This window comes from Methylophilus sp. 13 (assembly GCF_015354335.1).
GTDB classification, from domain to species: domain Bacteria; phylum Pseudomonadota; class Gammaproteobacteria; order Burkholderiales; family Methylophilaceae; genus Methylophilus; species Methylophilus glucosoxydans.
Genome location: NZ_JADKYR010000003.1, coordinates 497,346 through 516,244, shown reverse-complemented (window position 1 = coordinate 516,244; position 18,899 = coordinate 497,346). Strand labels below are relative to the sequence as shown.

The following is an 18,899-nucleotide window of genomic DNA, read 5'->3' as shown; positions in this document are numbered from 1 at the left end:
ATATCTTGGGTATGGTTGACTTAATATAATCAATTTTCAAAATTGTGTTTACGTAGAATAATTGATTCCTCTGCTCGTTGCTCTTCGATTACTATGCTTTGACTGATTCTAGTGATGAACCACTCAGCAAAAGCTTTAATCGACATGTTGTCACTCTGCAACCATTCTGAAATCTTTTCCCGCCTGCGTTTATAGACCTCAACAAAACCGAATTCACCCATAACGACGCCAGTTGAACTAAGAATAATTGAGAGCTCAGACCAGTAGTCACTGTTTAATGGTAATTTTTTGATGATCGACTCAACAATAGGATGAGTGAAATCCTGACCTTCATAATCACGCAGGATAGCTATTACAAAATACATGTGATCAACCGACTTATCAATATACTTCAGTAAGCTCTCCTGAGCTTCTAAGCTGATTTCTGAATGAATAATCCTAAATAGGCGACTTCCTGTAAATGTGAATTTATATTTGTCTAATTCATAAATCTTATACATTCGTTCAAGAAGATAATTAGGTTCTTTCGATAATGATTCATTTAGCTTAAACAGTTCAAATGGAATTGCATCATAGTTTGCATCTCCATATCGAACAGCTATACGGTCACACAAGTAATCAATCACTTTTGACGGGTGCTCAAGAGAAATAAGATATAAAATTTCCTCAGCTTGATAATCAATTTCTTTAAGATTAACTAAGTTATTCAGTACTAAATCAATTGAACTATGGCTTAATGTTGATATCAACCGCTGAGACTCAGCCAAATGCCAAATATCAAATATCCATTGAGCTGACTTAAAACGAGTTAATGTTTTGACACTCTTTAGAAAATACCTAATAAGTATCCTCTTTCCACTTTCATCTGATGAATTAAAGTTTGATGTAGCGACATTTGTAGTTAGTGAAATCGCCCCAAGCTCTTTAAATTTACGAGCGTTGTAGAATATGGTTCCAATTAACTTAGAATCCCACTCTGAGTTGTCAGTAAACAGTTTCATCGACTGGTATATGTATCGTCCATCATTCGCCCAAGCTCGAATAGCCTCAACTAAACTTCCCCTCATATCACTAGACCACAGACCTCTAAAAATAGGGATCAAAAAGTTTGTTAGTTGCTCATGATTTCTTGTCAAAAACTCAAACATCAGCCCAGGATGCAACTTACTAATCAATGCAAGAAATTCATAATATTTAGGAAAGGTAGCTAAATCATCAGACTCAACTTTGCAAAACTCAATCAATCTTTTTTTCCATACATCGAAGTTGGAAGCGTCAATTGTATGCGCATAAGTTTGAATCTTTATCTGCCTGTATTGCTCGGTCGATTCATATTCACCAGCTTTCGCTTCTAAAGATTGCCAATCACCAAACACCCCTTCAAACCCGATAAGGACTTTGAATATTTCATACTCTTCGTGCTGCTTAAGAAGAGCTTCAATTTTGAGAGCTTCTGCTTTGACATCTTCAAAAATGGAATGTCGAAATCTCCAATATGCCAAATGCTCGATTTGCTGAACAATCATCAAGTTTTCATTTGGAATTATTCGTTGGAAGAAACTAAGCACGGAAAGAGCATTTTTCTGAGCAATTCTTTGAAACTCAGCACTGGAATATTTTTTAACAATTGTTGCACTACTCAAGACATCTATAAGTGCCTTCTTCTTTTTGAAGTCACTAACACTGCCATAAATACTAATTAACGCCTCAATTGCAAAGTTCCTGATGTCTTCTAAATCTGTGTTTACAGGAATCTCACCCCTAGAGAAGGAGAGGCTGTTATAACTTTCCCAAGAGCTGCTTTGTACTTCGTTTTCCAGAAAAGCTCGGTAGATGATTATCAAGGAATTGAAATACTTGCTACTTTGAAGGTGGCTGTTTTCTTTAATTACATCGACAATTTTGGTCTGAATAGAATATGGAGACAAATTGTTATTCATGTAATGTCTCATAGCATTCAAATTGAAAGTGGCAAGCAGCTTTAAGCCCCCTCTAGACTTTTCTCTAACAGTTGAATTTTCGGAATTTTCTAGCTCAATTAAGAGTAATAACAGCTTCTGAGGTTGGTCAAACCACAATCCGATTAGAACATCTAAAGCTTTGGAGGTTAACGTTATTGCATTTTGATATTCAGCTAGTTGCGTCGCAACTACTTCTTCAAAATTCTCAAAAACTAGTTTTCGCTTTGAAATAGATCCAATGAAATCACTTAACAAATCGAAAGACGCAATGGGATGTCTGTGTTTCAGAATATCAACGATTTGTAGGTTAAATTCGAGTGCCTGGTAATCACTACCACTTTCCAGATAGGACTTAGCCTGCTCCAATACTTCCGCAATGGAAGTACTAGATTTATCGGTTGATGATTGCACTAATCGTCTTAGTGCTTTGAGTTTCAAATTCGATTTCATGATTTATCATCTGCTAGCATTTTGATTATCTCATCTTCAACTGCGCTAGCTGCAAGTTCACACATTGATTTATTTTTTATTAAATAATTATTGCCTGAGTCAGATATGGCATCTGTTAACACCAATCTCTGAGCAATATTTTCTGAAATATGCCTACCTATACCCTGCTTGCTTAAAGTTTCAAACAACTCATCTTTATTGGCCGGGTCGAAATATGCGATATAACCCAACACTCTCTTCTCAAGGCCCATAAAACTTTGCTGAGATACTAATAATGCTTTTTCCAATTCATCGACAGGAATGACTTCGGGAGTAGTCTCTTCAGTAACGGTCAAAACTGGCGAAATACAACGATTTATTCTTTCAAATAACTCTTCATAGTCTCCAATTACATCGATTTTTAACTCTTGGATAGCTTTGGTTAATTTCCCGTCCTTTCCAAAAACGACCATCTCTTCAAATCTTGTTTTCAGATCGATGGCCGCCTCTAATATCCAGGAATCTGGTATGTCTTTTCTGCGAACTTCCCGATCTGCCTCATCTAAGCTGAAGGGTGGGTGAATTTCAAAAAATCTAGTCCAAGCTCTTTGAGCATGATCTTCACCAAGTTGTAGAATTTCAATGCCATGATCTTTGGCAAATTGAGCCATTATCTCTTTCGACTTGAGTTTAAGTGCATCGTCATCAAACTCAAACATTGGCGTCTTAGGTAAAGGGTCAAGAAATAAATTTTTTGAAGTAGAAAATTCGGAATGAGCTTTACGCAAAGCTTTGTTCTTTTTCAAAGCTTCTTCAAGTATTTGAGTTCTTCGCTCTTCCCAACTGATGAAGGGAATATACAACTTTACCTGCCCAGCTTTGGAATGAAACAATAGTTTCCTAAATTCGCCATTGTTTAAGCCCATTCCAGCTGAATAAAGTGGATTTGTATCGATGAATATGTGAAGCATAATTTGAAGTTTATTTATTATTTTTTAGTCAAGAAAGTTACAAAGCTTCAAACTCAGCCCAAGCCTCATGCATAGCTTCAATTGCCTCTTGGCAGGCACCATTGCACCTCAAATGCGAGAGCCAGATTTCGATGTCGTTACTTTCTTGAGGGATGTTGCGAGCTCGCTCAAGATCTTTCGCTAGATCACCAATAATGTCATCTCTATTGGATTGTTTATTCAACCATTTATAGAAACTGCTAACTTTAGCCATACTTCTCCCTAAGCTATAAAGTTGATCGGAGTACAAGCAATAAACAATAATATGTCTAATTATGAAAATAGTAATTGATAGCAACAGTTAAATAATCCTAATTTGAAAGATTACCTAGCAAAATCTTTAAGAAATTTTGCCATTCTCTGTGAGTTTGTATCAATGGTAATTTACAAGGGAGAGAGAATCTAAAAAATTATTCTAAGTTTTAGAGCACCCTCGAGGTCAGGTCTTGCAAAACTACATTCTAACTATACAAATGCTTGCGATGGGCATAGTAAGTTAATCTTCACACAACCCTAAAGCTAATGCCTGAAAAATCTCCCCCGTTGCTGAGTTCTGCACAAAAGCCACCACATTAAGGTCACGCTGCTTCCAGGCTGGTTGAAGTTGGATTTCATGACTGGCACTTATTTTTCCATCCGCACCCACTTTAAACGGCCCTAACCACTGGCGTACGACATAATCGTGGCGCAATAGCTCGCCACGGTTTTCACCTGCATTGACAGTGGATTGCAGGTTGTTTTCTTGTAGCGCGAGGTAATGGACCAGTGGCCCTGCCTCTGCGGTTTTGATGCTTGTGGATACTTGCACTGACTTTGGTGTGGGGGAATTTATTGTCAGGTGAATCTCGGCTTTAGCAGGCATGCGATTGATGCTGGCAACTTCACTTTTAAAGCGGGCATCACTTAACCAGCTGCGGCTATCTTGCCCGTTGATGGCAATTTGTGGCGTATACACACCACGCGCATGCCCTGAGGCGGCCATGTCACGTTGCCGCCTGGCAAAGGCAGGGTTGGCAAAGTTGTCTTTCCAGCCGATGTAATCCCAATAATCCACATGCAGGGCCATGGGCACGATGTTGCCAAACTGAGTGCCTTGCGTTTTTAGGCGCGTTAACCACTGGTCTGCGGGTGGGCAACTGCTACAGCCTTCTGAGGTATATAGCTCAACCAGGGCATTGGTTTGTGGGCCGCTGATGGCGCTGCATTGTGGTTGCGCGGTAGCGTTTGATGCAAACACGATGGCGTATAAAGCGATGAGCAGAGATTGTTTGTTCATGACGAGACTCCATCAATTGGCTGGAGTGGATTGGTCGTTTGACTTGTTGATGCCTTACACGTATTTGTTCTCCGACGCAGTTTCAAGACTAAATGTGATGGTTTGCACAAAATGTACAAAATAGACATTTTGTACTATGATTAGGCAAACAGGAGAGTTGATTATGCAATATGTTTCTGCAACAGATGCTAAACAAAATATGGCGGCTTTAATTGATACGGCACAGCGCGAGCCAGTGACGATTCGTCGTCAAAACCGTGATGTTGCGATTGTGCTTTCTCCCGCTGAATATCAACGCTTGCGCGGGCTGAATCTGGCTGAGTTTCAATCATTTTGTGACCGTGTCGGGCAGCAGGCGGTGGCAAATGGCTTAACCGAGGACAAATTAGCCGAGTTGCTGACCAATGAGTGAGGCGTTACGGGTAGTCTGTGACACCAATACTTTGATCAGTTATTTGCTGTTACCGAACAGCGTTTCATCAATTGCCGTGCGTAAAGCTTTTGAGCGAGGTGTATTGCTGGTGTCAGAGTCTACGCTCAATGAACTGGCGGACGTATTATCTCGCCCAAAGTTTGACCGCTATATTTCGCTTGAAGACAGGCAAGCTTTTTTTAGACTGTTTAGTCGCATGTATGAACGTGTGAATATTGTCTATCCCGTGAATGCCTGCCGTGACCCAAAAGACAATCAATTTTTAGAAGTCGCCGTGAATGGTGGTGCATCGATGATCATCACGGGCGATGCTGACTTGTTGGTGTTGCATCCTTTTCAAGGCATCTCTATTTTGACTGCCGCACAGTTTAATGCGCTTTGAATTAAGCCGGTCTCACACTCTTGTAAGCCAAGCCACATCTACGCGTTTTTATTACCTTAAAGACGCATGCGACGTGATCAGGTCGCTATTCTTTCATGCGGCTCCCAAGCAGGTTTGCAACTCTATTTTTCGTGCTATACGCTAATGCTACATGCGTGTTGACGAGAGGGATGAACGATGGCTATAAGCACTGTGTTTATTAATAATCGCACGCAAGCTGTACGCCTGCCTGCTGAAATGCGCTTGCCAAAGGATGTGAAACTGGTGAACGTGCGTGCACTTGGTAACGAGCGCATTATCACGCCGATTGCTGAAACCTGGGATAGCTTTTTTAATGCTAACTTGACGGTGAGCGATGATTTTATGCCAACGCGGTAGGGCGGACTCGCTTTCAGTGCGCCGCATGGTTCATTTCAAATACAACGCACCATGCGCGGGAGCTACATAAAAACAATTGCCTTAAGCATTCACCGCGTATTTTTCTTATACACACGGAAAGACTCTACACTCAACTGCCTGGTGATGGTTTTGATTTCCAGTGTTTGCTTGCCTTTTTGGTAGAGGAATGTACAGCCGTCAATTTCCATCGAGATGCAATCGGTGACCTCTGTCATGCCCATGTTGTAGATTTCTTGCGCGTATAGACTAGCCCGATCAATCTTGGTGTTTTTGATTGGCGCCCACCCTTGATCAATCAGCGTTTGCTTGACCTCGTTGTATGGTTTGCCTTCAGTCATAAAGCTTAAGTCATTGGCAGCAAAGGCAACGCTGCCGCTCATCATAAAGAGGGTTGCTAATATTTTTGTAAGCATGGTTTTTATCGCCTGATTAGTCAAAATTTTAGGCAAACTGCGCCACAAACTGTTCAATCTCGCGGTGAATGGCATCGTGTGCGGTGAGGCCTTTGATCCAGCGTGGCGGAATCGCCTCCAACCCAAACGAAGCACCCAAAATCGCGCCCAGCACCGCACCACGGTGGCAGTTATCCCCGCCGACATTGGTGTTGGCAATCAAGGCGCTTTCAAAGTCATCATGGTAGCGGGTGGCGAGGTAGAGCACAGATGGAAACGATTGGTCTATGTAGCAGGCGGGGCTGAGTAGGCCACCTATCACATCGAGGTCAGATTTTTGTGTGGCGCGGACTTGTTCGACTACTTTAGCGGCCGGAAATCCCAATTGACTGGCCGCAGCGCTGGCGAGTTGTTCGTTGTCAGGGTGTGGTGAGTTGAAAATTTCAAACAAGAGTTGGCTCAGTGCCAGCGTATGGCGCTCTAACTCGGTTGAGCTGTGGGTGAGGTTTTGTTGCCTTAAGGCGGCTTGGTTGCAGGCGGCCAGGTCGTTCGCCTTCACGCTGGCCATGACCACCATGGGGATGTTCACCAGGCCGCCGATGGAGGCGGTGTCATGGCCTTCGTCGCCCGCACATTTTTTCGGGGCCACGCCTTTGGCATAGTTGGCAAAAAAATCACGGTGGTATGACTCAGCATAAGTGTCGTTGTGCTGATCTGGTTCGGTCATAAAGCGCACATAGGCTTGCAAAAAGTCTGAGGGATCATGCTGGCCTTGGGCGATAAGGGAGCGCAGCAACACACGGGCACACAGCAGGTTAAGCGTGTTGTCGCCTGCCTGCATGCCTTGGTGATAGTGGCCGTTAGGCAGGCCCCAGAATTGTTTTTTGCCTTTTAAAATCACACTGCCGACAATATCGCCCGCTTGTGTGCCGCGGCCTGCCTTGCCTGTGCTGGCCAGGGGCATGATGGAGCTGGGGTGGCTGGCTTTGGGCGCTTGATAGTCGCGAATTTGACCAAAGTCTTGCCAGAGGGCGGCGATGTTGTAATACCAGTGCACGGGCATGGCCAGCGCATCGCCAATAAACATCCCCCAGAGGGCGCCGCGCATTCGGTCTGCACGTTGAAGGGTGGTGATTGGCATCGTGTGATCCTTGTTTAACAGCCTTGCAGTTGCTGGCTTTTACATTGCGTGGCCAATTGGGTGGCAGCGACTTTTTGCTCCTCGCTCATTTGAGCATAAAGATAATTCAGCATTTTGCTGTGGCGATTCACCAGGCGTTTTTCTTCGTTTTGGGTTGCCAATATCAACCACATTGCCGCTTTGAGGGTACTTTGCTCCACGCCGGCCCCTTGCTGGTAAAGCTCGGCCAGGTAGCCCTGGGCTTCACTATTGTTGTTGCTGGCGGCCAGGCTTAACCAGTGCACGGCGGCGGGCATGTCTTGCGCAATCACTTCGCCCCGCAAATACAGCATACCTAAATTGAGCTGCGATTTCACATGACCTTGCTTGGCTGCTTGCTCGTAATAGGCCACCGCTTGCGGGTAGCTAATGCTTTGAATCTGTCGCTGAAACACTAGTGAGCCCAGTGTGTACTGGGCCTCTTTGTAATTCAACTCAGCCGATTTTGTGTACCATTTGACCGCTTCGTCCATGCTTTTGGGCACGCCATCGCCGTTCTGCGACATCATGCCCAGGTTGTAGCAGGCTTTGGCATCGTTTTGATTGGCGAGCGACAGATAAATGGCGTGGGCGGCGGCATAGTCTTTTTGCAGTAGCTTCTGTCTGGCTTCTTCTAGCGTGTTTGCCTGCGCGAGGCTGGATGCACACAGCGCGCACAGCATCAATGCGGTGGAGATTGCTTTGCTGAATAACTGCGCCAACATTGTTTTAGCTGCTTGCGTCATGGCTGTTCCTAGCGTGTGGTGAGGGGAGTAATTAAGTTGAGAGACCGTGACGGCTGAAGGCGGCTTTTAATCGCGCCAGCGCCGCGAGCACGTTGGCCTGGGGGGTGCCTATGTTCATGCGCATAAACCCTTCGCCGCCATGACCAAACATCGCACCGGGCGAGAGGCCGAGTTGTGCTTCTTCAATAAAAAAGCGTTTTAATGCGGCGTTATGCAGATTGAGGGCGCGGCAATCCAGCCATAGCAGATAAGTGGCTTGCGGAACGATGACTTTGATACTGGGCAGCTCTGCCTGAATATACGCCACTGCCGCATCGCGTGTAGCTTGCAGATAAGGCATCAGCTCATTTAGCCAGTTGCTGCCGCCGCGATAGGCCGCTTCAAAGGCGGCCATGTTGAGTGGGTTGGTCACTGAGAGGCCTAGCGTGTTGAGCTGGCGTTGAATGGCTTGCCGATGCGCGGTGTTTGGCACAATCAAGGCTGAAAGGCCCAGGCCTGGAATATTGAAGGTTTTGCTGGGCGAGACGGCGGTAATCACGCGGTGGGACAACGCGGTTTGCTCGGTGGTTTCGGCTTGCATGGCCAAACGGCTAAGCGGTTGGTGTTGCGCTTCTGCATAGACTAAATCGGCATGGATTTCGTCGGAGAGCACAACTAAGTCGTGCTGGTTAGCGATGCTTAAAATGGCTTCCATTTCTGCCGTTTGCCACACCCGACCTACCGGATTATGCGGTGAGCATAGCAGCAGCATGCGCGCCTGTTGCGCGCACGCCGTCAGGTGATCCATATCCATCTGGTATTGCGGCTGGTTTGCGTGATCGGAGGTTAGGCGCAACGGGTTTTCAAGCAAACGCCGTTGCTGGCCCGTGACCGCTGAAAAAAACGGAAAATACACGGGTGGTTGCACGATCACCCCGTCGTTGGGGGCGGTGAGGGCCGCGACGACCAGGTTGAGCGAGGGCACCACGCCGGGCGTGAGCACAATCCATTCGCGCTGGACTTGCCAACCGTGCTTGATTTGTAACCAATCCATCAGCGCTTGATACAGGCTATCGGGTGCCAGGGAATAGCCAAACACCGGATGGGCGATGCGCGCTTGCAGCGCCTCGGTCACCGCTGCGGGCACGGCAAAATCCATATCGGCCACCCACATGGGCATGACCTCGGTGGTGCCGAAGGTCTGCTGGCGGCCATCGTATTTTAATGCGCCGCTACCTTCACGCGCGATGGGCTGGTCAAAGCGGCTGCTCAACGCACGCGCTCCCACAGCGTCACTTCTGACAGCGTATGCTGGAATTTGTGGCGGGTTTCACGAATCACAAACGGAATCTCTACCGGGGCTTGCATGAGTGTAAAGTGCGGGCTTAGCAGCGCTTTCAGGCCATCCAGCGTGGTCACATTTTCGCCATCTTGCTTGTAGCCGCCTATCCATTCCTCACGTGGGGTGTGCTCTTCCAGCCAGGTATACGGCGAGGTGATCATGAGTACGCCGCCGATATTCAAGCGCTCATGAATGGTGCTCAAAAACTGGCGTGGGCGATAGAGCCGGTCAATTAAATTGGCGGCCAGAATAAAGTCGTAGCCGGTGAATTGAGGCTTGAGGTTGCAGGCATCGCCCTGCCAGAATTCCACCTTGTCGACCACCTGGTCTAAGCCTAAGGCACTCAGTGTGCGCTCTTGGTAGCTGACCAAGTCGCCTTCATTGACCATGGTGTAACGCAACACGCCTTGCTCGGCCGCTTGTAACGCCAAGCCAATAAAGCGGGCAGAAAAGTCTATACCGGTGACGTGCTCAAACTGTGTGGCCAGCTCAAAAGTGGCACGGCCGGTGGCACAGCCCAAATCTAGTGCGGTGCGTTTTGGTTTGGCTTGCAAATGCTGCAGGGCATAATCGCTCAGCGCTTTGGGGAAGTTGGGTACGCCAAAATAGCTGTCACCATAATGAAATTCGGCATACTCGGACAGCTGCTTGTCAGATTCGTAATACGAGCTGTTATTTTCTACGGGGGTATCAGTCACAATATAGCGGAATCCTGCATGTTGAAAAAAATGTCGGCGAAAGGCGTAGCGCGCACTTTTAATCGCCTCGTTGCCCGTTGAGATCCAGGAGCCGCCCTTGATGAGATTATGGCGGCCATCATAGGTCGGGGTGGTAAAGTCATCGTACAACGGGTGTACTTTAAAGCCATCAAACGGAAAAATGGGTGTTTCTGTCCATTGCCAGACATTGCCCACCACATCACACAGCTCACCATGCGCAAACTGGTTGACCGGGCAAGACGATGCTCCATGGTCTAAAAACAGATTGGCAAGATGGCCGTTGGTGACCTGGGCGTCGGACAAGCCTGCATGTTCATACAGACTATACCACTCCTGCTCGCTGGGCAGCCGCACTGGTTTGCCCAGCTGTGCCGACAGCCAATTGCAAAACGCTTTGGCCTCATGGTAATTGACTTCTACCGGCCAGCTCCATGGCATGTCGACTTCTTCCGTCAGCAGGCGCAGTTGCCAGCCGGAGGCTTGTTTGATCCAAAACGTGGGATGCTCGGCTTGCGTATAGGTGCGCCAGGCCCAGCCTTCTTCTTGCCAGTAGGCCTTGGCCTGGTAGCCGCCCGCTTCCACAAAGCGTAAAAACTCGGCATTAGAGGTCAGGTATTGGGCCGCCTCAAAGGCTGGGCAGTGGCCGTGAAATTGACCGTATTCGTTATCCCAGCCGTAATACGCATCTGACTTGCGCAACACAATTTCACGCGCCGGGATAGGCACCAAGCGATTTTCAGGGGCGACCACATCCCGCGCAGCAGAGGGTGCCCATGCGGGGGAGGGGCGAACATACTGTAAGGCATGTTGCCGGATCAGCACCGAGCTGGTTTCCAGATGGATGCGCTCATGCTCAATGCCCATCAGAATCGGCCACCACGGGCTCTCCCAATCCATCGGCAGCTCAAAAGGCAGGCGCATGATCAGTTGGTCAACCACTTCGCGCACCTGTGCACGGTAGGCCTTCACCTCCGCTGGCGTTGGCCATTGGTAGTGGGCTTCGTTCACGTCATCCCAGCCCATTTCATCGACGCCGACCGCAAACATGGACTCAAACCTGGGATTCACGCGTTCGGTGATGAGCCCGGCCAGAATCAGCTTGTTGATAAAAAAGGTATGGGTATGGCCGTAGTAAAAAATCAGCGGATGTCTCAGCGCAATGGGTTTCACGTAGTACGCTTGCTCGTTGCTGAGTAACGTAAACAAGGCTTCATAGACATCTGAGGTCTCATGAAAATAAGCCCGTATCTGCTCACGCGTGAGCGATGTGTGATCCTGGCTGAGTAGAAGGCTGCGATGAGGAGGTTTGGTCATGTCTGTCGTGATCGGTTTCGTGGCCTGTCTATCAAGCGCATCTTTAGAGATTGGAAAATAAGCGCACACAGGGGGAATGTAAATCCCCAGGCAGCGCTTGTTTATTGAATAGCATTTGAAATGATTGGTTCAATTTGAATGCACGATACGCATTTGTGTCGTAGCGATGGATAGGGTGCGCAGCAAACGGTGGCAAGGCTGTTATTCAATCAAGCCCAGCCATTGCGCCGCGCCCACCGCCGAGGCCTGCACGGCTTGTTGATAGGTGGCCGTTGCTGGCAAATGGTCAGCCAGCTGGTGTAGCGATCTGTAGCCAGGGTCTAAGCGTATGTCTTTTTCGCGGAAGATGCTGTGCTCTTGGGCATAGGTGTCTGCCAGCGCTCGCAGCGATTCGGCCAAGGGCTTGTTGGGCGCGCTGGGGATAAAGTCACCCAGCAGCCACAGGTGCACATTCTCTTCCTCGGCATAGCCTGCTTTAGGGTCAGCCAGCATGAGTGCATGGTCTATTCTGGCCTGAGTTTCAACTTGTTTCGGGTCACCATAGGCGACCTCGTAATATTTCACCTCACGCATGAGCAAAGAGGTCGGGCCGTCAATCGGCACCTGGCCCACCGCATAATAGCCTGCAATCGCGCGCAGGCTTTGCAAATGATGCTCTTTGCCGACAAAGTGGATGGGTTCGCCTTGTGCCTGCAAGGCTTGAATACCCGCCGCCATGTCTTTGGTCGCGGCGTAAATCAGCGCGGCGCTCTGTTCGGGACTACTATGCTTGGCACTATCACGCTCGGCACTAGCATGCTCGACACTTTTTCGGGCCAGGCTGTAGTTGATCATGGCGGTGCCGTTGCGATACAGCTCCAGCGCACTGGCGGCAGCGACTTCACCCTGCGCATCCAGCACCACCGACACAGCCATTTTGGTGCCGTTGGCATTGCCGCCCGCCAAGGCAGCCAGCCAATTAGGCAACTGCTCTGCGGGCCATTCCGGGTATTGCTCGCGGGCAAGGGCAAACACTTGTGGCAGCAGCCGGGATTGCTCGGTGACGCTTAAGTTTTGCAACCTTACGATGCTGTGTGCTGGGGGTAGATTGTAGTCGTAGCGGGCGATCATAGTGACCTATTTTAAGTGTGGTACAAGTGAGCATTCAACCGTTTTTCTGCAAGGGTGTCAGCGCACTGATTGTATGAGTGCTGCAGGCTTGCAATCTCGCTACGATGCTGGCTGGCATGCAAAGGCGCTTTAGGCATGAAAACCAGGCATTTTAGGCGGTTGTAATAAATCCTTCACAAAATGGATTCATGATGGACGACATTTGAAATGCCGCCTTTATGAAGTCATTGTTTCCGCATCTCCGACCGCTGTTACTGCTCCTGTTGGCAGCCGTGCAGATGCCTGCTTTTGCAGCGGAGGTTATTGCTCCGCCCGCTTTTGTCAAAGACGGCCTCTCCGCCCGGTTACCCGATCAAAATCATTCACCGCTGGCTGCTGAGCAGCTGGAAGACACGGCGCTCGATCTCAACAAAACCATCTATCTCGCACTTCAGGCAGACCCGCAAATCAAGTCTGCGGTGGAAGGCATTTATCAGGCCGAGGCGGACCTGGTCACGGCCAAGTTGCCGCCTAACCCGGTGATGAACGTCTCTAATACCTTGATGCCGCTGAATCAGTCTTTTAACGTCAATCGCCAAGGCGGCCCTCCGCAGTTTGATCTCGGGGTGGCATATCCGATTGATTGGTTTGTGTTTGGCAAGCGTGCGGCTGAGATGCGTGCTGCCCAACTCGGAGTGGAGGTGGCCAGGGCGAGTGTGAATGACACTATCCGGTTGCGCATTGCTGGGGCGATTGCAGCTTTTTACGATGTGCTGGAGGCGCAAAATCTGCAAGCGCTGGCGCAGGAGGATTTCACCGAGCTGGCGGCCCTGAAAGCGTTGACGGAAAAACGGGTGTTAATCGGCGGGGCCGGGTCTATCGAGCTGGATAGAGTGAATTTGTCTTTGCTCTCCAGCCAAACCGAGTTGCGCGCCAAACGGGTGGCTGTGGAAAATGCCATCAGCCGCCTCAAGGCCTTTCTTGGCATGCAAAAGAACAAAGTCATCCACGTGGTTGGCAGCCTGGAGATTGATCATCCGCAGCCGATCAGTGATCCTGAGCATTTGATCCAGATGGCCGAGGAAAACCGGCCGGATATCGCCATGCTAAAGCGGCAAATCGAACAGTCAGTCGGCAATATCGAGCTTGAAGAGGTCAAGGCTTATCCCTCGGTGGTGACCCATTTGGGGGTGACCCGCCAGTTTCAGAAAGAGGCGATTGGTTTCCCGGATCAGAATGCCTGGGGCATAGGCGTGGATGTTTCGTTGCCAGTATTTGACCGCAACCAGGGCAATATTGCCAAGGCCAAATCACTCAAAAGACAGAGTGAGCTGGATCTGGATACGCAGCTGATTGAGCTCAGGTCTGAAATCGAGCGTAATTACCACATCTATGACGCTTCTTATCTGGTGCTGGTCAATGAGGCAGACACCAAGCTGGGTGTTTCTAAAGTGATCCGTGACAAGATGAAAGCGGCTTACGCGCTGGGCGGCAAGAGTCTGTTCGAGTTGTTGGATGCGCAAAGAAACTACCGCGAAACCAATCGCGTACACATTATGACGTTATCCAACTATTGGCATTCGCTCTACGCCTTGAATGCAGCCATTGGGAAGCAGGTTTTAAAATGAGTCAATTACAAAAAAAGGGCGCCCTGGTTGCACTGGTGTTGTTGGGAATAGTAGGTGCCGGCCTCTATTACATGGCTACACGCTCGGTCAAGCCTGCGGTCGCATCGGCACCGGCCCAGCAGGGGCAGGCAGTGACGCTGTTGCGGAACGGGCAAATCCTGATTGATCCGGCTTCTACCTTTAATCGCAAGATTCTGCGCGAGCAGCTGCAACTGCAAGCGGTCAGTTTGCCGGACTTGACCGTGACAGGCAGCATTATTGCCAAACGAAAACCGACCAGCGCGGCCGACGATGAGCAGTATGAGTTCATCAATCAGCAAATCTCCAGTTTGTATGCCAACTGGAAAAACGATGGCAATGAAATCGAGTTTTTGAGCAAGCAGTACAAGAAAACTGCCGAGCTGAACGAGGCTAAGTTGCACTCGCAACGGATAGAGGTGGAACGCCTGAAAAAACTGGTGGATATCGGCACAGAAGCTGCCAGAGACTTGAGCTTGTCCGAAGCCAACTTGCTGCAGGCGCAGCTGGAAGGGCAGAAAGCGCTGTTTGATATTCAGAGCGCTTTAAACCAGGCAAGAAACAACCGTGCGGATGCAGAACGTCAGCTGTTTCAGCAGGGCATAGACATTGATTTATTGATCCGCCTGAAGGCGGATGAAGTGTTGGTGGCGGGCGATGTGCCTGAAATGAATGCCGGCAAGGTGTATGCGGGCCAGGCCCTGACCACCGTATTTTACGGCAATGCGGATAAACCGTTTGCAGGCAAGCTGGCGAGTATTTCTCCGCTGGTGTCATTTGAGAAGCGTTCCTTACGCATTTACTATGCGCTGCAGGACAGTCTGCATCAGCTCAGGCCCGGCATGTTTGCCGATATCCAGTTAGGCACTGAACAGCGCAAAAAAATGCTGGTGTCGAATGAGGCCCTGATTCATCTCAATAAAAAAGATTATGTCTTTGTCTTGAGCCAGCCGAATACCTGGAAGCTGGTGGAAGTGACCATCGGCGATAATTTTGATCGTAAATCGGTTGAAATCCTGTCCGGGCTGCGAGAACACGACACCATCATTGCGCATGGCGCCATTTTGCTCAAGCCGTTGGCCATCAAGGCGGTAGAGATTGTGAATGCGGACGAGAGTGCTGCATCATGATGGCGAAATTGATTCGCGAGGCATTGCAGTACAAATGGATCGTCATCGGCGGGCTGGTGGCGCTGAGTCTGTTGAGCCTGTATTCCCTGTCGCGCATGAAAATCGATGCCTATCCGGATATTTCATCGCAAATGGTGCAGATCATTACGGTGTTTCCGGGCAAGGCACCCGAGGATGTCGAGCGCCAGGTCACGGTGCCGCTCGAAATCCTGATGAAAAATGTCCCCAATGTGGAGACCGTCCGCTCGCGGACCATCTTTGGTTTGTCGGTGATTCAGCTTATTTTCAAGGAAGGCACCGAAAGTTACTGGGCGCGGCAGCGCGTGCAGGAAAAACTGTCACTGTTTACGTTGCCGCCGGGGGCTGAGGCCGAGCTGGGACCACTGGCGACGGCGTATGGGGAGATGGTGCGCTATCAATTAACCGGCGGTGAGGGCAGCGACCTGGTGCAGTTGCGCACCCTGAATGACTGGGTGGTGATCCCCAGATTGTTGCGGGCGGATGGGGTGGCCGAGGTCACCAATTTCGGTGGCTATGAGAAACAGTACGGCATTATTCTGAATCCCTCGCAATTGCGTCGCTACGATGTGTCGGTGAATGATGTGATTGAGGCGGTGCAATTAAACAACGCCAACTCGGGCGGCAGCCTGCTGTCGCGAGGCAGTATGTCGTTTGTCATTCGTGGTGAAGGTGCGATCAAGAGCAAGAAAAATATTGAGGATAGTTTTCTCAAGAATATCGATGGCCAGCCCATTTACGTGCGCGATGTGGCCAGTGTGCAAATCAACAAAAAGATTCCGGCCGGGATTTTTAGCAAGAATACGGTGGATGAATCTGTCGAAGGCATCGTCTTGCTCAGAAAAGGCGAAAACCCGTCTGAGGTGCTGGCCAGGGTCAAGCAGGCGATACAGGAGCTGAACGATGGCATGCTGCCCAAGGGCGTCCAGCTGGTGCCGTTTTATGACCGCAGTGAGCTGATCAACAGCACCTTGCATACGGTGACGCATAGCGTGGTGTTAGGCATTGCGCTGGTGTTGCTGGTGCTGTTCTTGTTTTTTGGACGGCCCTCGCTGGCTATTCTGGTGGCGCTGACCATTCCGGTGGCGTTGGTGTTTGCCTTGCTGGTGATGTATTTGACCGATATCCCGATTGGCTTGCTGTCACTGGGTGCGATTGATTTCGGTGTGCTGGTGGATGGGGCAATCATCATTTCTGAAAACATAGCCAGACGTTTGGATGAGCGCAATCATGTCGCGGATCCGCCATCGGTGGAGCTCACGGTGCTCAATGCCACGCTGGAGGTGGAAAAACCCGTATTCGTTTCAATTTTGCTGATTATTGGTGGCTTCTTGCCCCTGATCTCGCTCACGCATATTGAGGGCTTGTTATTCCGGCCCATGGCCATGACCATTATTTTTGCATTGATAGGTGCCAGTTTATTCTCATTCTTTGTGGTGCCGGTGCTGGCGACCATGATCTTTAAACAGGGATTCAAGGAGCGGCACAACCCAGTCCTCGAGCGCGTGAATCAGTGGTATACCCGTGGCATCACGCACTTGTTGCGCCATGCCTCGAAAACGCTGCTGGCGGTGTTTGCCAGCCTGATCTTGCTGCTGGTGTGGGTGGTGCCCAAAATCGGCAGTGAGTTTTTACCATATATGGATGAAGGCGTGGTCTGGGTACGCGCCAATTTCCCGGAGGGGACATCGCTTGAGCAGACCGCACTGTTTGGCAAGCGCTTGCGCGAAATTGCGCTGCAGTACCCGGAGGTGAAGTATGCCACCATTCAGACCGGCCGCAATGACAGCGGCACCGACCCGTATCCGCCAAGCCGGATCGAGATGATGATTGTGCCGCAACCGCATGAGCGCTGGCAGCAGTTTGCCACCAAGGCCGAGTTGATTGTTGCCCTGGGGCAGGCATTTAGAAATGAGTTTCCAACCACCCGATTCAACTTTACCCAGCCCATCATCGATAGTGTGACAGAAGATTCTAACGGCACCTCGGCCGATATGGCGGTGGAGTTTTCCGGGCCAGACCTTGATGTGTTACTGGGCTTGGCCAGGCAGTCTGAGGATTGGCTGAAAACGGTGGACGGTGCGGTGGATGTGAACATTGAGCAGGAGGGGCCGCAGCCGCAGCTGGTGATTACGCCCAACCGTGCCTTGTGCGCGCGCTACAAAGTCAATATTCATGATCTTTCGGCGTTTATTGATAATGCGATTGGCGGTGCACCCGTGGGCGTGATTTACGAAGGCGAGCGCAGGTTTGATATTGTGGCCAAGTTTGACAAGGCGGCCATCAGCTCTGTCAATGCCATAGAACGCTTGCCGGTGACCAACACCGATGGCGTGACGATCCCGCTGTCGCAGGTCGCTACCATCCGTGTGGTAGATGGGCAAACGATTATCGCCCGCGGTGATGGCAAGCATAGAATCACCGTGCGCAGCGACATCCGTGGCCGCGATCAGGGAGGCTTCGTCGCCGAAGCGCAACAGTTGCTGGCACAAAAAATGGTGATTCCAAACGGCTACCGCATGAGCTGGATCGGCATGTATGAAAATCTGGACCGTGCTGCCAACCACTTCAAGGTGCTGGTGCCGCTGACCATGGCCATCATCTTTGCCATCCTGTTTTTCTTTTTTAAATCCTATCGAGATACGCTGGTGGTGTTGTCTGTGTTGCCCGCCGCGCTGGCGGGCGGGCTGTTGGCGCTGTTCATGCGCGGCATGCATCTGAATGTGTCTACCGGGGTTGGCTTTGCCGCCGTGTTTGGGGTGTCGATCATGAGCGGGGTACTCATGGTTAAAACCATTAAAAACTACTCAACGCCGGGGCAGGCCTTGCATACCGCGATTATTCAGGGGGCCAGCGTTTGCATGCGGCCAGTCATGATGGCCTCATTGGTCGCGATCTTGGGCTTGCTGCCCGCCTCACTCGCGACGGGGCTGGGCTCGGATGTACAACGTCCGCTGGCGACGGTAATCGTATGGGGGTTGTTCTTCTCGTCAGTGATTTCGCTGTTTATTTTGCCGGTGATGTATCAGGCCTTGCATGGCAGACATACCAAGCCAGAGACTGCATCCGCGCTGGCATGAGATGCCTGATAAAAAAGCCGCCTACTGCGGCTTTTTTATCAGAGGCTGTACAGGCTTAGCCGCACAGTCATTCCGCCTTATTTGGCATGTAGCCTGGCATTCAGCTGGTCGATGACCTCTGCCCAGTCCGCATCCTTCAATATTTCTTCTCTTAAAAAAGCGGCTTGCGCCGGTGTCCAATACGGGGCATCCGCCAGTGAAATGGTGCCGGCCAGTTGACGATGCGTGTGGATAAACTGTTCAATCTCGGCATCACTATTCGGCAAGCCGAGTTGGGCAAACAGATTGTTGAGGCTGTGTAGTGACGCTTCCATAAGGCGGACTCCTGACGTTGTGAGGTTGACTAAGCACGGCATCTGTGAGGCGGGCAAACGATTCGCCTGCCTGCGTGCGCG

General features: G+C 49.9%; 17 protein-coding genes. 6 read left to right on the top strand and 11 right to left on the bottom strand.

Translation table 11 applies throughout. The features are described from left to right. Window positions 1–29: 29 nt before the first annotated feature. The 4 genes from INP77_RS10290 to INP77_RS10275 form a co-directional block, all read right to left on the bottom strand. A complete protein-coding gene (locus INP77_RS10290) occupies window positions 30–2,411 on the bottom strand; it encodes a hypothetical protein (protein ID WP_194748926.1) in 2,382 nt (793 codons plus the stop codon). Continuing rightward, on the bottom strand, window positions 2,408–3,361 hold the full coding sequence (locus INP77_RS10285; RefSeq protein ID WP_194748925.1) for a PIN domain-containing protein: 954 nt from the start codon (window positions 3,359–3,361) through the stop codon (window positions 2,408–2,410). The genes INP77_RS10290 and INP77_RS10285 overlap by 4 nt, the downstream gene beginning before the upstream one ends. A gap of 37 nt (window positions 3,362–3,398) precedes the next feature. After that, the gene (locus INP77_RS10280; protein ID WP_194748924.1) at window positions 3,399–3,614 is read right to left on the bottom strand and encodes a YozE family protein; all 216 of its coding nucleotides are present in this window, start codon (window positions 3,612–3,614) and stop codon (window positions 3,399–3,401) included. 282 nt (window positions 3,615–3,896) lie between these two features. After that, a complete protein-coding gene (locus INP77_RS10275) occupies window positions 3,897–4,676 on the bottom strand; it encodes a thioredoxin family protein (RefSeq protein WP_194748923.1) in 780 nt (259 codons plus the stop codon). Window positions 4,677–4,839: 163 nt separating this feature from the next. Between INP77_RS10275 and INP77_RS10270 the strand changes: the two genes are divergently transcribed. The 3 genes from INP77_RS10270 (at window position 4,840) to vapB (ending at window position 5,869) form a co-directional block, all read left to right on the top strand. After that, a complete protein-coding gene (locus tag INP77_RS10270; RefSeq protein ID WP_194748922.1) occupies window positions 4,840–5,088 on the top strand; it encodes a type II toxin-antitoxin system Phd/YefM family antitoxin in 249 nt (82 codons plus the stop codon). After that, on the top strand, window positions 5,081–5,491 hold the full coding sequence (locus INP77_RS10265; protein WP_194748921.1) for a putative toxin-antitoxin system toxin component, PIN family: 411 nt from the start codon (window positions 5,081–5,083) through the stop codon (window positions 5,489–5,491). The genes INP77_RS10270 and INP77_RS10265 overlap by 8 nt, the downstream gene beginning before the upstream one ends. Window positions 5,492–5,668: 177 nt before the next feature. Next, window positions 5,669–5,869 (top strand): type II toxin-antitoxin system VapB family antitoxin, encoded by a 201-nt coding sequence (gene vapB / locus INP77_RS10260; RefSeq protein WP_194748920.1) that lies wholly within the window; start codon window positions 5,669–5,671, stop codon window positions 5,867–5,869. A gap of 89 nt (window positions 5,870–5,958) precedes the next feature. Here the strand turns inward: vapB and INP77_RS10255 are convergent, their stop codons facing one another. From INP77_RS10255 to INP77_RS10230, 6 genes are all read right to left on the bottom strand, one after another. Then, entirely contained in the window at window positions 5,959–6,273 is a 315-nt protein-coding gene (locus INP77_RS10255; protein ID WP_194748919.1) for a hypothetical protein, read from the bottom strand. A 58-nt stretch (window positions 6,274–6,331) separates the two neighbouring features. Further along, a complete protein-coding gene (locus INP77_RS10250) occupies window positions 6,332–7,423 on the bottom strand; it encodes an ADP-ribosylglycohydrolase family protein (protein ID WP_194748918.1) in 1,092 nt (363 codons plus the stop codon). A gap of 14 nt (window positions 7,424–7,437) precedes the next feature. Further along, entirely contained in the window at window positions 7,438–8,187 is a 750-nt protein-coding gene (locus INP77_RS10245) for a tetratricopeptide repeat protein (protein ID WP_194748917.1), read from the bottom strand. Between the two features lie 31 nt (window positions 8,188–8,218). Beyond that, window positions 8,219–9,439 carry a MalY/PatB family protein gene (locus INP77_RS10240; protein WP_194748916.1) on the bottom strand — a complete coding sequence of 407 codons (1,221 nt, stop codon included), beginning with the start codon at window positions 9,437–9,439 and terminating at the stop codon, window positions 8,219–8,221. Next, the gene (ovoA, locus tag INP77_RS10235) at window positions 9,436–11,541 is read right to left on the bottom strand and encodes a 5-histidylcysteine sulfoxide synthase (protein ID WP_194748915.1); all 2,106 of its coding nucleotides are present in this window, start codon (window positions 11,539–11,541) and stop codon (window positions 9,436–9,438) included. Before ovoA ends, INP77_RS10240 begins: the two co-directional genes overlap by 4 nt. 201 nt (window positions 11,542–11,742) lie before the next feature. Further along, window positions 11,743–12,651 carry a hypothetical protein gene (locus INP77_RS10230; protein WP_194748914.1) on the bottom strand — a complete coding sequence of 303 codons (909 nt, stop codon included), beginning with the start codon at window positions 12,649–12,651 and terminating at the stop codon, window positions 11,743–11,745. A 218-nt stretch (window positions 12,652–12,869) separates the two neighbouring features. On the opposite strand from INP77_RS10230, the gene INP77_RS10225 reads away from it, so the two are divergent. Genes INP77_RS10225 through INP77_RS10215 form a run of 3 tightly spaced genes read left to right on the top strand, consistent with a single transcriptional unit; the run spans window position 12,870 to window position 18,504 of the window. After that, the gene (locus tag INP77_RS10225) at window positions 12,870–14,258 is read left to right on the top strand and encodes a TolC family protein (RefSeq protein ID WP_194748913.1); all 1,389 of its coding nucleotides are present in this window, start codon (window positions 12,870–12,872) and stop codon (window positions 14,256–14,258) included. Beyond that, window positions 14,255–15,406: an efflux RND transporter periplasmic adaptor subunit gene (locus tag INP77_RS10220; protein WP_194748912.1), complete on the top strand. Its 1,152-nt coding sequence runs from the start codon at window positions 14,255–14,257 to the stop codon at window positions 15,404–15,406. Before INP77_RS10225 ends, INP77_RS10220 begins: the two co-directional genes overlap by 4 nt. Then, window positions 15,403–18,504 carry an efflux RND transporter permease subunit gene (locus INP77_RS10215; protein ID WP_194748911.1) on the top strand — a complete coding sequence of 1,034 codons (3,102 nt, stop codon included), beginning with the start codon at window positions 15,403–15,405 and terminating at the stop codon, window positions 18,502–18,504. Before INP77_RS10220 ends, INP77_RS10215 begins: the two co-directional genes overlap by 4 nt. Window positions 18,505–18,581: 77 nt before the next feature. Here INP77_RS10215 and INP77_RS10210 read toward each other — a convergent pair whose 3' ends face one another. Beyond that, entirely contained in the window at window positions 18,582–18,818 is a 237-nt protein-coding gene (locus INP77_RS10210) for a DUF2789 domain-containing protein (RefSeq protein ID WP_194748910.1), read from the bottom strand. Between the last annotated feature and the right edge of the window lie 81 nt (window positions 18,819–18,899).

Excerpts from the sequence above, each read along its gene's own strand:
- INP77_RS10230 (WP_194748914.1), bottom strand. The coding sequence starts at position 12,651 with ATGATCGCCCGCTACGACTACAATCTACCCCCAGCACACAGCATCGTA.
- INP77_RS10265 (WP_194748921.1), top strand. The coding sequence starts at position 5,081 with ATGAGTGAGGCGTTACGGGTAGTCTGTGACACCAATACTTTGATCAGT.
- INP77_RS10220 (WP_194748912.1), top strand. The coding sequence starts at position 14,255 with ATGAGTCAATTACAAAAAAAGGGCGCCCTGGTTGCACTGGTGTTGTTG.
- INP77_RS10275 (WP_194748923.1), bottom strand. The coding sequence starts at position 4,676 with ATGAACAAACAATCTCTGCTCATCGCTTTATACGCCATCGTGTTTGCA.
- INP77_RS10215 (WP_194748911.1), top strand. The coding sequence starts at position 15,403 with ATGATGGCGAAATTGATTCGCGAGGCATTGCAGTACAAATGGATCGTC.
- INP77_RS10250 (WP_194748918.1), bottom strand. The coding sequence starts at position 7,423 with ATGCCAATCACCACCCTTCAACGTGCAGACCGAATGCGCGGCGCCCTC.
- INP77_RS10225 (WP_194748913.1), top strand. The coding sequence starts at position 12,870 with ATGAAGTCATTGTTTCCGCATCTCCGACCGCTGTTACTGCTCCTGTTG.
- INP77_RS10255 (WP_194748919.1), bottom strand. The coding sequence starts at position 6,273 with ATGATGAGCGGCAGCGTTGCCTTTGCTGCCAATGACTTAAGCTTTATG.
- INP77_RS10210 (WP_194748910.1), bottom strand. The coding sequence starts at position 18,818 with ATGGAAGCGTCACTACACAGCCTCAACAATCTGTTTGCCCAACTCGGC.
- INP77_RS10245 (WP_194748917.1), bottom strand. The coding sequence starts at position 8,187 with ATGACGCAAGCAGCTAAAACAATGTTGGCGCAGTTATTCAGCAAAGCA.
- INP77_RS10290 (WP_194748926.1), bottom strand. The coding sequence starts at position 2,411 with ATGAAATCGAATTTGAAACTCAAAGCACTAAGACGATTAGTGCAATCA.
- INP77_RS10280 (WP_194748924.1), bottom strand. The coding sequence starts at position 3,614 with ATGGCTAAAGTTAGCAGTTTCTATAAATGGTTGAATAAACAATCCAAT.
- INP77_RS10285 (WP_194748925.1), bottom strand. The coding sequence starts at position 3,361 with ATGCTTCACATATTCATCGATACAAATCCACTTTATTCAGCTGGAATG.
- INP77_RS10270 (WP_194748922.1), top strand. The coding sequence starts at position 4,840 with ATGCAATATGTTTCTGCAACAGATGCTAAACAAAATATGGCGGCTTTA.
- vapB (WP_194748920.1), top strand. The coding sequence starts at position 5,669 with ATGGCTATAAGCACTGTGTTTATTAATAATCGCACGCAAGCTGTACGC.
- ovoA (WP_194748915.1), bottom strand. The coding sequence starts at position 11,541 with ATGACCAAACCTCCTCATCGCAGCCTTCTACTCAGCCAGGATCACACA.